A 13,703-nucleotide genomic window follows, 5' to 3' on the forward strand; every position below is an offset into this window, starting at 1 on the left:
GTAAAGCACCATCCTATTCACTTAGGCTCATATTGGGAGTCTGCGCCTAAAGACTTAAATGATAATGAGAATCATAATCATTTAAAATTATATAATGAAATTTACGAGCATGCAAGAGATTTTGGGGAAGTATTATCTAGATTAAGAACTTGCAAATCTCCCTTTGCCCATATGCAAGAAGCGTCGGGACAGCAAGCCCAACGCTTCTTTATGCTTAATAGCAACTTATACGATGATTAATTAACCTTGCCGCCCTCCACAACCAATTGATCCGTAAAGCCTTCTCCGTAAACGGAGGTCAGTGTGTCCTTATAGGCTTGATGGACAAAATTTTCTTTACCCAACGTAGCCAGTTCGTTGTTGATCCAATCCAACAGTTCCTTATTTCCCTTCGCTACTGCAGGGGCAATCGTATCTTGACCACCGAAGGCTGGAATACTTACGGTAAAGCCGGGATTGGCCTTGGCCCAAGCGATCAGCTCTGTATTATCGTTCGCAATGGCGGCACCGCGTTTGTCTTTGAGAGCCGAGAAGATTTCGGTGTATTGATCGAATTTGAGCAACTTGATGTCAGGATAATTTTTCGTAAAATAGGTCTCTGCTGTCGTTCCCTTGGCAACAATCAGCTTTTGATCCGAGCCCTTCAATTGGTCAATCGTGGTGATGGGAGCACTGTCGGGTGACACAATGCCAAAGGATAATTTCATGTACGGGTTAGCAAAATCGACTTTTTCTTTACGTTCATCGGTCACAGTAAAGTTAGCCATGATGATATCTACCTTGTTGGATTCCAAATAGGCAACCCGGCTGGCGGCATCCACCAGAACGAACTCCACCTTCGACTCGTCGCCCAAGAGGTCTTTGGCAAACCGTTTCGCAATATACACATCAAAGCCTTGATTTTTCCCTTCTGAATCTACGTAGCCAAAAGGCGGCTTATCCGCGAATACACCGATTCGAATCTTGCCATTCTTTTTAATGTCCTCAATTGAAGCAAATTTAGCCGAGCTTGAACTACCATTGGTATTCCCGCCTCCTGCACATCCCGCCAAGCCGACGAGCAGCAAGCTCAAAGCCAGTAATAACGTTGTGAACTTCATTCCTTTTCTCATCTGTATTCATCCCCTTATTTGTCAGCATTTTGCATCATTCGGTTTCTTTCGCTTCTGGGTGCAATATAGAGACCAATAGAAACATTTCGATCTCTATATTGTGATTGGAAGTCGCTCATGGGATTGATGCAAAATGCTCATATCGTTTCGTACTGAAATATATCCAGAAAGTGCTGGGCACGCTCTGTTTCCGGTTGGGTAAAAAATTGCTGTGGTGTAGTCATTTCACATATCTGTCCTTGATCCATAAAAACGATACGATCTCCTACCGACTTGGCAAACCCCATCTCATGCGTCACGATAATCATCGTCATCCCCTGTTGGGCCAGCTCTCGCATGACATCCAGCACCTCTCTGACCATTTCCGGGTCCAAGGATGCGGTGACCTCATCAAAAAGCATAATTTCAGGATTCATACACAGGGCGCGCACAATCGCAATCCGTTGCTTTTGCCCGCCTGATAATTGTCGCGGATATGCATCCTTGCGGTCCAGCAAACCGACTCGCTCCAATAGCTGCTCCGCTTGTTTAAGCGCCTCCTGCTTGTTTCGCCGCTGAACTTTAAGCGGGCCGAGCAATATATTTTCCAAGACGGTCATATGCGGAAACAGCTCATAGTTTTGGAACACCATTCCGATATGCTGCCGCACCTCACGCCAATTCACTTTTCTATCCGTCAGATCCTGTCCTCTATAACGGATATCTCCGCCCTGGACTGGCTCCAGACCATTGAGGCACCGAAGAAGCGTGCTTTTTCCACATCCCGAAGGACCGAGAATGACCACGACTTCCCCTTTCCTTACGTCCAGACTAATCTGCTGCAGCACTTTTCGGTCGCCGAAGCTTTTGTCCAGCCCTCGAATTTCCAATAAAACCTCCACAGCCTCTTCCATGACACCACCCCATCCTGCTAATTTTGCCATCTGCGTTCAAATCTTTTGGAAAGTCTGGATAACGGATAACATACGAGAAAATACAATATAAAAATAAAGCCATACACCCAAAAGGATGCCGAAGGCGCTTTGATTACACCTAGCTCAATAATCTGCTGTCCAACCTTGACCACTTCCACTACACCGATCAGTACCACGAGTGACGTGGTTTTGATCATCCGTGTCGCCAGATTAATAGAACCCGGAAGCATTCGGCGCACCGCTTGGGGAATGAGCACATGACGGTATAATTGCCAATAGGTTAGCCCTAATGCCTGCCCGGATTCCACCTGATGCTTAGGCAGTGATTCCAGCGCACCACGTACGATGTCACCAATCTCGGCTGCTCCCCACAGACTGAATACGATAACGGCCGTTAGTTCCCCGCTGATATTCACATTCAGCAAAGGCGTAAATCCAAAATACACGACATACAACCACACTAAAATCGGAATAATGCGAAATGTCTCCAAATAAAATCTCAGCACAAATCGAATTGGTCTTGATTGTAAAGTGCGTAGCAGACCCATCAAAATGCCTAGCAGCGTACCGATAATAATGGAAAGTAATGCAATTTCCAGCGTAACGAGCAATCCCCCTAACAGACGCTCAAAATTCGAACCCTCAAAAAGCACATTAATCCCCGAACTCAGCATATCGCACCTTCCTTTCCACCCACGTCAGCAGCATCGACAAAGGTAAAAGCAGAACGAGATATGCCAATACCAGCAGAATCAACGATTCTGTCGTTTTGTAGTACATACCGATCAGGTCCTTTGCCACATTCATCAGATCTAGTAAAGCAATGGCACCCACAATGGAAGTCTCCTTGAGAAGAAAAATTGCATTGGCTCCCAAAGACGGAATACTGATGGCAAATGCCTGCGGCAAAATAACATATCTTGCCAGTTGTATCTTGGACAGTCCGAGACTCAGCCCGGATTCCGTTTGGGTTTTACTCACAGCTTCGATTCCACCACGGAACGCCTCAGCCATATAGCCCCCGCCCAAAAAGGTCATGCCCACAATGGCACATGTCATTTCGCTCATATGCAGACCTATCTTCGTAAACCCGTAGTACAGAAAATATAACTGTACAAGCAGCGGCGTATTTCGGGAAAGCTCGATATAGGCTACAATAATTCCACTAATTCCTCTCACCCTGTAATACAGCACTATGCTACACAGCAAACCGACGACTAATGAAAACAGAATAGCAAAAAAGGCAATCTTCAACGTCAGCCACATGGCTTCTCCATATAGCGGCAAGCTTTCTACAATAAACTCCCAGTCTAAGTTCATATGTACATACCTTTCAATTTTCAATTATTCCTATGTATTTGCTATGCTTAATAACAATGATTGTATTCCTGCCCATTTATTACGTCAATACTTTGCTGAAAATTTGTCATATTTATCTATGATTAAGAAAGAAAACTGTTATTTCATTTCAGAAATAAATAAAAAAAGCCCAAAATGGATGAATTCCATTTTAGGCTTTGCTTTATGCTATACGATTCATCACACGATCGGCTCTGTAACTACAGGACCACCGAGCTTTTCCACAATTAAACGACTTTCCTCATTTAACCCTTGTAAGGTAATAGATTTACCTGCGTTTCTGTATTTTTGCAGCACCTTGCCAATGGCAGTAACCGCCGAGTGATCCCACACATGTGAATGGCTAAAGTCCACTACAACGCGCTCCGGATCATCCGAAGGTTCAAAATGATCGACAAAATGAGTCGTTGAGGCGAAAAACATCGGCCCTCTGACATGGTACACCTTTGCTTCCTGATCCTCAGTCGCACTGATACGGATTTTAGCCATTTTCCAGCCAAAATGCAGGGCACTCAACAGTACGCCTACGATCACGCCCTTGGACAAATCGTGCGTAGCCACCACGATGATGACCGTGACCACCATAATAAACGTATCTGCTTTGGGAACCTTGGCGATGTTTCGGAGCGACTTCCAATCCACGGTTCCGATACACACCATGAACATGACTCCCACCAATGCGCCCATAGGTACTTCCTTTACAACACCGCCAAGCACAAGCAGCAGAAAAGCCAAGAACACCCCCGCCGTGAAAGTGGACAGTCGTCCTCTTCCGCCTGAGCTTACATTAATGACGGATTGTCCGATCATGGCACAACCACCCATACCCCCAAAAAAGCCATTTACAAAGTTGGCAATCCCTTGCCCACGGGCTTCCCGGTTTTTATTGCTTTTCGTTTCGGTCATTTCATCCAAAATACTGGCTGTCAGCAGTGATTCCAGCAGTCCAACCAGCGCCATCGTAAAGGAATATGGCAGCAATATCCGCAACGTGTGCCACGACCACTCAATTTGCGGCAAATGGAATGAAGGCAGCGAGCTGGTCAGCGTACCGATATCCCCTACCGTTTTGACATTCAATCCAAAAACATACGTAATGATCGTCATGATGATGATTGCTGTCAATGGAGCGGGAATGCTTTTCACAAATCTCGGTAAAATATACACAATGAGCAATGTCCCCGCTACCATCGCGTACATGATCCAATTGGCTCCATGAAAGTGGGTTAGCTGTGCCATAAAGACGAGGATCGCCAGCGCATTCACAAACCCGGTCATGACCGGCTGCGAAATAAAGCTTATAAAGCGACCTATTCTCAAAACACCCAGCAGTACCTGAATGATCCCAGCCAAAATGGTAGCTGCAAACAAATACTCCACGCCATAATCTTTGACCAAACCAACAACCACTACAGCTACAGCCCCGGTTGCTGCCGAGATCATCGCCGGACGTCCACCTGCAAAAGAAATGACAATCGCCATCGAGATGGAGGCATACAGTCCGACCATAGGGTTGACACCTGCAATGATGGAGAAGGCAATCGCCTCTGGAATCAATGCCAGCGCCACGGTCATGCCCGCAAGTATATCAGCCCGGATATTACCGAACCATTGTTGTCTAAGATTCATACTGTTTCGTTCCAGCCTCCTATATTCACAGAGAACAGCATTTTGACCCGCAACCCGATCTTGCTTTGGGCATCCGTCCAGCGGTCAATCGCTATAGCTCTCCTATCATTCAGCTCGTCTCTCTCAAACGAACCCCTTCCGTTACATCCAGTCCATCATTATAACGCAAGGGATTCGCAGAGACGAATGAGTTAAAAGGCTGTTTACAGAATGAAAACGTCTATTTACTTGAAATAGCGCCCGTTTTCTTTATCTAATTCGTTTTCTTATATTTAAAATTTTCGTAATTGCTGCACAAGCTCTGATAGGGATTCAGCAATCTCTGAGTCCGCATAGCGCTGGAGCAAACTCTCAAAATCAGGCAGCGCTTGCTTTAGTAACCGACAGCTATAGACATAATAGCTCCAAAAAGCTACCGGATCATAGCCACGTGCTTCTTCCTCTTCCCACTCCACTTCATCATCTTCTGGAGCGCTGTCTACTGGCCATAAATATTTTTCTTCTAGCAGCATAGTCAAGGATTCTACAGACTTCTGTGAGTCCGCTTGTAGATTTTCCATGTCCAATGCTTGAACAACCGTATGGTACAAATCCAACTCACTCAGCGTGATATCCTCCGGGCTTCTCGCATGCATATTCCGCAATAAGAATAGTAGCGCCCATGGGGTAACCTGCCACAATGTACCTTGATGCTCTATCAGATCAGCGATGGCTGCATACTCCCTATTGGATATCAATTGCGGCAATTCCGTGCCCCTACCATAAGGAGTAGTCAGGCGGTGCCACGGTACATCTGTAATTTGAAGAGTATTCATTGAGACAGTGTTCATCTTATGAGTGTCCATGACGCCTCCTTTGTTGTTGATATCTAGAATCTTCCTGATTTAAAAATAGAATATAGTAAAAAGGCAACCATCAAGAGCGCTACAACAAAACCAATTTCAATCGCAGGTACGTTCCACAGCATGGTCGCCTGATGATTTAGTGATGAACCGATAATCAGCCCGACCATAATAATGCTGAATGCTAACAGCACAATACTGAATGACAGGCGATTGCTGATCTGATCCAGCTTGCGCAAAAGCTGTTCCAGCTCTGGTACGGTAACTTCCAGTTTTAGCTTGCCCTTGCTGATAATTGAGGTCAAATGCCTCGTCTGTCTCGGCAGTTCCATCAGCGTCTCCACCAGCTCGGTCGCACCACCCAACAGCTTGCCCCGAATACGGCGACCGCTGAAGCGTTCCTTCAGCAGCTTGTTGCCAAAAGGCTCGGCCAAAGCAATAATGCTGAGATCAGGGTCCAAATGCTCTACGACCCCTTCCAGTGTCAGCAGCGCCTTGCCCAGCAGCAGGACGTCTGATGGCAAACCAATCCGATGGCGCTGTGCTGCGCCAAACAGGTCGTTCAAGGCATCGCCAATGCTGACCTGTGAGAAAGGAACGTCCGCGTAATCTTCGCGTATTTTGTCCAGATCGGCTCGCAGTGCATTCAGGTCAGTATCCGGTTCGACCAGCCCTAGTCGTTCGATGGCGCGAACCATAGCATCGGTATTTTTGCGCATCAGGGCGATCATGAGAGAAGCGAGATGATTCTTCATTTCTTCGCTTAGCCTTCCCGCCATGCCAAAGTCCAGATAAGCGAGGCTTCCATTATTCAGGACGAGCAAATTCCCCGGATGGGGATCGGCATGAAAAAAGCCCTCTATAAAAATTTGATGCAGCATGCTGTTGACCAGCCGCTGCGCCAGTTCTTTCAAGCTATAACCACGGCGCAATAACTCTTCACGACTCCCTAAGTGAGTTCCGTCCAGAAACTCCATGGTCAATATACGTGAGGAAGTATGGTCCCAGTATATTTTCGGAATATAGATATGTGGGTCCTGCTCAAACTGGAGCGCAATCTTTTCCGTATTACGAGCTTCATGGTTGTAATCCAGCTCCTGAATGAGCGATCTCCCCAGCTCTTCTACCATCTGGCGAAGCTGATAACGCTCCACCCATTCCCAGCGCTTGGCTGCCATTGCGGTCAGTTCCCGTAAAATGTCCAAATCCCGCCGAATGATGCGATTAACGCCTGGACGCTGGATTTTAATCGCGACCATTTCGCCGCTGTGCAGCTTGCCCAGATGCACTTGCCCGATCGAAGCAGCCGCCAGCGGATCATCGTCAAAACGAACCAGTATGTCCTCTAATGACGTATCCAGCTCCTGTTCCAGAATGCCACGCGCCGTGTCAGGCGAAAAAGGCGGTACCTGATCCTGGAGCTTAACCAGTTCGCGAATAATAGGCTCTGGCAGCAGGTCAGCACGTGTACTTGCCAACTGTCCAAGCTTGATGAATGCAGGCCCCAGGTCCTCCAGCACAAGCCGAATCCGTTCACCTAAGGTTTTGGACTCGGGGGTTTCTCTCGTTAGCCACTTGCGGGGCAGGGATAGCAGCTGGAACAGTCCCATTTCTTCCACCATATAGCCAAAGCCATGACGCGCCAGCGCCATGGCAATTTCCCGGTAACGACCGGCGTGCTTCATGCGAACGGCCATTTTAATCCAACCGGTTCGCTTCTTCAGCGTCACTCGAACCCGTAAGCGCCGCCTTTTCTTTTTCCAGCTCCGCTACCTTTTTTTCCAACAATGCCACACGCTGCTCCAAACTTGTGACATCATTTTCGGTAGGTACTTCCAGCTCCTGCAAAATGCGGCTAACCTGCTCGCGGATCACGGTTTTGAATTGTCCCTGCTCCTCTGCCCCCCGTTCGATCAGACGATCGACCAGCGCTTTGGATTCCGAGGGCGCAAGTTCTCCACGGTTTACAAGATCCTCGACGGCTTTCTCCACCTTTTCTTTGCTGACAACGGTGAGGCCCCACCCCAATGAGATGGCTTTTTTGAACAAATCGCTCATAATATATCCTCCCCTACCTGTGATTACCTATAGTATAACCTGAAAAGGGGAGCCGCATAAAGTTCGCAGCTCCCCCCACAATGGTTGGAATGAATGATTATACTTAACCTGGAAAGCGTCCGGCCCACTTAGCAGCCTGAAGCAGTAGCTTACGGTATCCCTCGTGCTGGAAACTTGGCTGATTATGTCCAGGCATCAGGTAGACGACTCTGCCCAAGCCATAGGACAATGACCATGCAGCTGGCCACCACTGACCTTCATACTCGTATTCCATCAACAGTGTTTTTTTAGTGAATGGATCAAAATCAAAACGATACGGCTCCTCCTGAATCTCGAACGGCTCGATCCCTTCCATAATCGGATGATCCGGCTCTGTTACCTTGAAGGAAAGCTGCTCCGCTGACGGATGCCGCAGGAAACGTGCTCCCATGAGCTGTGCAATTTCATAACGTCCTTGCAATGTGATTCCGTTATGCAGCACAAGCAGTCCACCTCCGCCGCTGACGTAGGACAGCAGTCCTGCTGTTTGTTGAGGAGACAGAACCTCCTTACGGCTATCACAATACGAGATGCATAGATCAAATGAAGCTAGATTTTCCTTGAGCAGCATTTTACGATTCTCACTGCATTGAACCGTCATCCAATCTTGTAAAATATGACTAATCTCTTCGTCCACCCCTTGTAGCGGGTGAAACTCCGGATATGAATAATCTCCTAGCAGCAATGCTTTTCTTTTTTCCATCATAAATCCTCCTTGCCTGACTTGTATATAAGGACTTTAAAGGCGGGTCCCGTACCAACGGTCTCTTGTTTGTGGGGTCAAAACGCTCTGAAAAAATCCTTTGGCCCTCATCTATTTCCCATAACACCGCCATCGTTGTCCAAGCTACGGCATATATAAATAATTCTACAGACGGCCTATTAAATCCTTTAGCAGAAGATTATAGCATATATGTTCGCTCGGAATAAACTAATTATAAATTTATAAACATGAACGCTGGCGATTCCGTCCGTTTATGGTATACTCGTAAGAAAAAAAGTGCGTCCATGCATGAATAGCAATGAAGGGCCGCTTTTCGTAAGAAATCTATGCTTGCGGTTATAGAATTGATAAGAATTGCCTCAAAGCTTATACATTCTATAAATCTTAAAACACTGGGGAGGTTGCATGAATGAAAAGGACTGGAATGACCCGGCCCTTGGACAGCTTGGGACGAATTGTGCTTCCTAAAGAGTTGCGCATGACGATGGAGATCGACATCGGCGATCCATTAGAGTTTTTTATTGAAGACCAAACACTCATGCTCCGTAAGTACAAATCAACTAATTGTATATTTTGCGGTTCGGTTGATACCAACACCTATTTTAAAGATCAGTTTATCTGCGATGCATGTGCCACCTCGATGAAAACGGAAGATTTACTTCCGGTCACAGCGACTGAAACCCAGTCACCTCCACTGAAGCAAAATATGCATATGAAAAAGATTTATCAGCGCACGGATGTTATTTTGGAGAAAATGAGAGAGCTTATGGAAGAACATCCAGCATCTTCACAAAAACAACTCGCTTCCATGCTTGGCGTGAGTCAGGGAAGGATTTCCCAACTGAAAAAGCTCATGTAGGCGAATCGCCCAAAAAAACAATGTATACGCTTCCATGTTATGTAAGATTTAATTCTCTTTATATTTAGAACAGCCGGACCCTTATAGGGACCCGGCTTTTTTGTGTTTTAGTCGTAAGCTCGGCATTTTTCAACCCAGCGTGCTGCTGCCTTGGGTAGAGAAGCGAGATGAATGTGTGTGTAGGCTGCCAAGAGGTTCCCTTTGGCATAACCTTCACTCTGGAGTCCGCGCATCCCCTTGGTTTGATAGGCAAAGGGATAGGGGGCGGCAGATTCATCATAGCTCATGACCGAATAATGAAATTCATGTCCCCGAATCGTCTCTCCAGCCTCCAGCAGCAAGCAATCTTGCAATGCGGTTGCTTCCCGGTATCCCAATGCAGCCCGCTTCTCCTGCATGCGAACGTCCGAAGGGATCACCCCGGCCATGTGATGGGCGTGACCCGCCCGATCCGTAAGTGTCCGGGCCAGTATCATATAACCACCGCACTCGGCGAATACAGGCATATCCCGGCTCACTGCGGTGCGGATATCTTGCAGAAAGCCCGTATTGGCAGCGATATCTGCCGCAAACTCCTCAGGAAAACCGCCGCCCAGATATAGGCCGTTGGCGTGCTCAGGGACGCGCTCTCCCGCCAGCGGACTAAAATAGACAATCTCTGCTCCCGCTTGGCGCAGCAAATCCATATTTTCGGGGTAGTAGAAATTGAACGCCGCATCTCTGGCGACAGCAATGATGGGACGTTCCCCAGTCTCGACTTCATGTCCTGCTGTGGGAGGCTGATCTGGAGGAAATAATGGGTGCTCGGGCAGACTGAGCGGCGGAGCCGAATCCGCCAATGCCCGCAGTGCATCCAGATCCGTACCCGCGCGAATCAGCTCTGCCGCCCGTTGGAAGAGCGGCTCCAGCTCGCCGCGTTCTACAGCAGGCACCAGGCCCAGATGACGCTCGGGAATATCCAATCCGTCATCGCGCTTTAACCAGCCGAGCACAGGAATGTCGCACTCCTGCTCGATCGCCTTTTTGACAATGCCGTAATGCCCCTGGCTACCGCAGCGATTTACGATTACGCCCGCAATGCGCAGTTTGGGCTCCAAGCGCTGAAAGCCGAGCACAATAGCGGCCGCACTGCGTGCCATGCTGCGTACATCGACGACCAGCAATACCGGGCTATCCGTCAGCATGGCGATTTCGGCGGTCGAGCCAATATTGCTGAGCGGGTCCTTGCCGTCATATAGCCCCATGACGCCTTCAATCACGGAGATATCTGCGCCTTCGGATGCGCGGATAAAAGTTTCACGCACCGTATCCGGCGAGGTCATCCAGGAATCGAGATTACGGGAAGGCGTTCCGGTCGCGGCCGTATGATAGGTCGGATCAATATAATCCGGACCGCACTTAAACCCCTGCACTCGCAGGCCGCTGTCGGCGAACGCCTTCATCAGCCCGAGAGTCACAGTCGTTTTGCCCGCGCCGCTGCCCGTACCGGCGACAACGATACGACTTCTGCGTGCCGTGGCAGACGAGTCTGGCTGTATAGCCTGATTCATATCGTCAGTCATAGGAAACCCGCGCTACAGACAACGTCATATTTCCGCTTTTTTTCTTCTCCAGCAGCCAATGGTCCGCACCGGAAGACAACAGGGCTGATGGTTCGCTGACCCCATAGGCGCCAGTGTATTTGAAGACAGTTTCCGATGGATTGGGAAGCTGCACCGTGTTCAGCTCTGACGGAGTGTACGTCACCAGCTCCCAGCCGTATTTGGCGCAGAGGGCGAGCAAGCCCTCTTCATCCTTTTTCAGGTCAATCGTAGCAATATTCCGTACGCTTTTGACAGACAAACGCAGCTCTTGCAAGGTGTTCAGCACCCCAGCCTCCAGCTCCTCCAATGCAGTTCCCCGATTGCAGCCAATGCCAAGCACCAAGCTTTTAGGACGATACAGCACGCCATTAGAAAGAAACCTCTCCTCTTCCTCAGGCTCCAACAAACGGTCACTTACGACCAACGCGGCGTTGAACGGTTCTTGTGCCGCTTCCGCCATTGAGGCATATACCTTGATATGTGCAGGTACTGGCTTGTCATAGCGCCACCAGTTCCGTTCGCCTGTCTCTTGTATGAGTACAACGGGCTCCTCGTTCACAACAGCGGCGCTCACAGGCGTGGCCTTATCGAAGCTATCGACCACCCAACCCAATTCCCGCCCCAACATATCCACTGGAATCGTGCCCTGCACGTCCGATGCAGTCGTGATTACCGCACGTGCCCCCAGTACAGCGGCTACATGACGGGTCAATTCATTTGCGCCGCCCAAATGCCCAGACAGTACGCTAATGACATGTTCTCCGCAATCATCAATGACGACCACGGCTGGGTCTACCTTTTTATCCACCAAAATCGGTGCAATCATACGAACCACCGCACCGAGGGAAATAAATAAAATAATACCGTTATATTGTTTAAATAAATCCGGCAAAATCAGTTTGACCGAACCTTCGAACAATTGAATGCCACGCTCCTGCTCGTCTCCACGCTCAAACTTGGACATGTAATACACATCCGTACCCGGAAAGCTGGCTCCCAAATTGCGGACCATCTCGACTCCATGCTTCGTGATCGCCACAGCGGCAAATGGATTACTCACCAGGCTTCACTCCCTTTCGGTAGCCGTGGGTGAACGACTTGTCATACAGCTTGGAACGATGTGCGTCCTTGTCCACTAACCCCGGGTCGAGCGCCCACCCTGCCAAAATCATGGCATGCATCGTAATGCCTGCTGCACGCAGATCGGCTGGCAATTGGGCAAGCGTCGTGCGCACGATTTTTTGGTCTGGCCAAGTTGCGCGCTGCACAACGGCTACAGGCGTGTCTTCGCTCCAGCCAGCCGCCAAAAATTCAACGACTACCTTCTTCGCCAGCGTTGCACTGAGGAACAGCGCCACTGTACAGTGATGGGATGCCAGATCACGCAGCTTTTCACGATCCGGTACAGGTGTACGGCCTTCGGCACGCGTCAGAATGACCGTCTGCGTCAAGTCAGGCACGGTTAGCTCTGCACCCAGCACGGCCGCAGAAGCAAAGACCGAGCTGACGCCCGGTACGATTTCGTAGGCTACTCCGCGCTGCTTCAGCAGCACCATTTGCTCCAAAATCGCACCGTATACTGCCGGATCACCTGTATGTACACGGGCTACACTGCGCCCAGCCTGCACAGCCTCGCTCATAATCTCGACCTGCCGCTCCAAATCCATGCCTGAGCTTTGCAGTACCTGTGCCTCGGGCTTAGCCGTAGCAATCAGCTCATCGTTCACTAGTGAATCCGTGTACAACACCACATCTGCCGTACGTAGAATCCGGGAGCCTTTGACCGTAATCAACTCCGGGTCACCAGGGCCTGCTCCTACGATATATACCTTTGGCTCCAACGTCATTTGCTCACCACCATTAAACTCAAATATTCAAGCTCCTGTCCGCGCAGCTCACGGGCGTTGTGCCATACCATTTCATAAGGAGACGTGACTTTGGTAATGACAGAGGCACGATCGCCAAGATTGAGCTCGTCCAGTGCATCCAAAATCAAATCCAGTACCTTGGCAACCTTGATAAACACGACCGTATCGTGATTCTCAATCGCCCGCTTCATCGCTTCGCGATCCTCCGTAGCCGGAATAATACCAACCTGCTGATCTCCGTCAGCCAAAGGCAATTCCAGCGCTGCCGCTGCTCCCAATACAGAAGAGATGCCTGGAATAGATACAATCGGCACCTCGGGATGGAGATCCTTCATCAGACGCGCCAAGTGAATAAAGGTACTGTACAGATTAGGGTCTCCTTCTGTGACAAAGGCTACATCCTTTCCTTGACTCAGAGCTTCCCAGCAAGCAACTACCGTTTTGTTCCACTCCCGCTCCAGTACAACCGGGTCTTTGGTCATTGGAAAAATGAGTCCCAACATCTCCTTTTCCTCCGGGTTAACGTATAATTCCACAATCTCGTGAGCATACGATTTGCCTCCCCGGCGCTTTTTCGGATATGCCACAACTGCACATTCCTGAATCATCCGGTACGCCTTGACCGTGATCAGCTCGGGATCACCCGGCCCCACGCCTACGCCATAAAGTGTTCCTACTGCCGCCGTATTCATGCTGTCTCTCCCCCTCTTGATTTA

Annotated in this window: 14 protein-coding genes; 1 reads left to right on the forward strand and 13 read right to left on the reverse strand. The window is 49.0% G+C overall.

Translation table 11 applies throughout. The features are described from left to right. Positions 1 to 236 precede the first annotated feature (236 nt). The 9 genes from HFE01_RS10470 to HFE01_RS10510 all read right to left on the reverse strand — a co-directional run bounded on the left by HFE01_RS10470 (position 237) and on the right by HFE01_RS10510 (position 8,656). Positions 237 to 1,112 carry a cysteine ABC transporter substrate-binding protein gene (locus HFE01_RS10470; protein ID WP_025366052.1) on the reverse strand — a complete coding sequence of 292 codons (876 nt, stop codon included), beginning with the start codon at positions 1,110 to 1,112 and terminating at the stop codon, positions 237 to 239. A 137-nt stretch (positions 1,113 to 1,249) separates the two neighbouring features. After that, positions 1,250 to 2,005: an amino acid ABC transporter ATP-binding protein gene (locus HFE01_RS10475; protein ID WP_017428605.1), complete on the reverse strand. Its 756-nt coding sequence runs from the start codon at positions 2,003 to 2,005 to the stop codon at positions 1,250 to 1,252. Positions 2,006 to 2,022: 17 nt separating this feature from the next. Beyond that, positions 2,023 to 2,700: an amino acid ABC transporter permease gene (locus tag HFE01_RS10480; protein ID WP_016822816.1), complete on the reverse strand. Its 678-nt coding sequence runs from the start codon at positions 2,698 to 2,700 to the stop codon at positions 2,023 to 2,025. Continuing rightward, positions 2,681 to 3,346: an amino acid ABC transporter permease gene (locus HFE01_RS10485; RefSeq protein WP_016822815.1), complete on the reverse strand. Its 666-nt coding sequence runs from the start codon at positions 3,344 to 3,346 to the stop codon at positions 2,681 to 2,683. The genes HFE01_RS10480 and HFE01_RS10485 overlap by 20 nt, the downstream gene beginning before the upstream one ends. Positions 3,347 to 3,565: 219 nt before the next feature. Continuing rightward, positions 3,566 to 5,014: a SulP family inorganic anion transporter gene (locus HFE01_RS10490; protein WP_019688861.1), complete on the reverse strand. Its 1,449-nt coding sequence runs from the start codon at positions 5,012 to 5,014 to the stop codon at positions 3,566 to 3,568. A 272-nt stretch (positions 5,015 to 5,286) separates the two neighbouring features. Next, positions 5,287 to 5,859 (reverse strand): hypothetical protein, encoded by a 573-nt coding sequence (locus tag HFE01_RS10495; RefSeq protein ID WP_090888836.1) that lies wholly within the window; start codon positions 5,857 to 5,859, stop codon positions 5,287 to 5,289. Between the two features lie 23 nt (positions 5,860 to 5,882). Then, positions 5,883 to 7,553, reverse strand: coding sequence for an ABC1 kinase family protein (locus HFE01_RS10500; protein WP_167437942.1), 1,671 nt, complete (start codon positions 7,551 to 7,553; stop codon positions 5,883 to 5,885). Between the two features lies 1 nt (position 7,554). Then, complete coding sequence (locus tag HFE01_RS10505) at positions 7,555 to 7,914, reverse strand: phasin family protein (RefSeq protein ID WP_167437880.1); 360 nt, start codon at positions 7,912 to 7,914, stop codon at positions 7,555 to 7,557. A 103-nt stretch (positions 7,915 to 8,017) separates the two neighbouring features. After that, positions 8,018 to 8,656 (reverse strand): ThuA domain-containing protein, encoded by a 639-nt coding sequence (locus HFE01_RS10510; protein WP_167437881.1) that lies wholly within the window; start codon positions 8,654 to 8,656, stop codon positions 8,018 to 8,020. Positions 8,657 to 9,086: 430 nt separating this feature from the next. Between HFE01_RS10510 and HFE01_RS10515 the strand changes: the two genes are divergently transcribed. Continuing rightward, positions 9,087 to 9,536: an AbrB/MazE/SpoVT family DNA-binding domain-containing protein gene (locus HFE01_RS10515; RefSeq protein ID WP_016822806.1), complete on the forward strand. Its 450-nt coding sequence runs from the start codon at positions 9,087 to 9,089 to the stop codon at positions 9,534 to 9,536. A gap of 107 nt (positions 9,537 to 9,643) precedes the next feature. Here the strand turns inward: HFE01_RS10515 and HFE01_RS10520 are convergent, their stop codons facing one another. From HFE01_RS10520 to cobI, 4 genes are read right to left on the reverse strand one after another with little or no spacing between them, the layout of a single operon-like run. Continuing rightward, a complete protein-coding gene (locus HFE01_RS10520; RefSeq protein WP_167437882.1) occupies positions 9,644 to 11,098 on the reverse strand; it encodes a cobyrinic acid a,c-diamide synthase CobB in 1,455 nt (484 codons plus the stop codon). Next, positions 11,091 to 12,179, reverse strand: a complete 1,089-nt coding sequence (locus HFE01_RS10525; protein ID WP_167437883.1) for a cobalt-precorrin 5A hydrolase — start codon at positions 12,177 to 12,179, stop codon at positions 11,091 to 11,093. The genes HFE01_RS10520 and HFE01_RS10525 overlap by 8 nt, the downstream gene beginning before the upstream one ends. After that, positions 12,172 to 12,966 carry a precorrin-4 C(11)-methyltransferase gene (cobM, locus tag HFE01_RS10530; RefSeq protein WP_013373518.1) on the reverse strand — a complete coding sequence of 265 codons (795 nt, stop codon included), beginning with the start codon at positions 12,964 to 12,966 and terminating at the stop codon, positions 12,172 to 12,174. Before cobM ends, HFE01_RS10525 begins: the two co-directional genes overlap by 8 nt. Then, a complete protein-coding gene (gene cobI, locus HFE01_RS10535; protein WP_167437884.1) occupies positions 12,963 to 13,679 on the reverse strand; it encodes a precorrin-2 C(20)-methyltransferase in 717 nt (238 codons plus the stop codon). The genes cobM and cobI overlap by 4 nt, the downstream gene beginning before the upstream one ends. Between the last annotated feature and the right edge of the window lie 24 nt (positions 13,680 to 13,703).

This window comes from Paenibacillus sp. EKM10P (assembly GCF_011800655.1).
In the GTDB taxonomy this organism is placed as follows: domain Bacteria; phylum Bacillota; class Bacilli; order Paenibacillales; family Paenibacillaceae; genus Paenibacillus; species Paenibacillus polymyxa.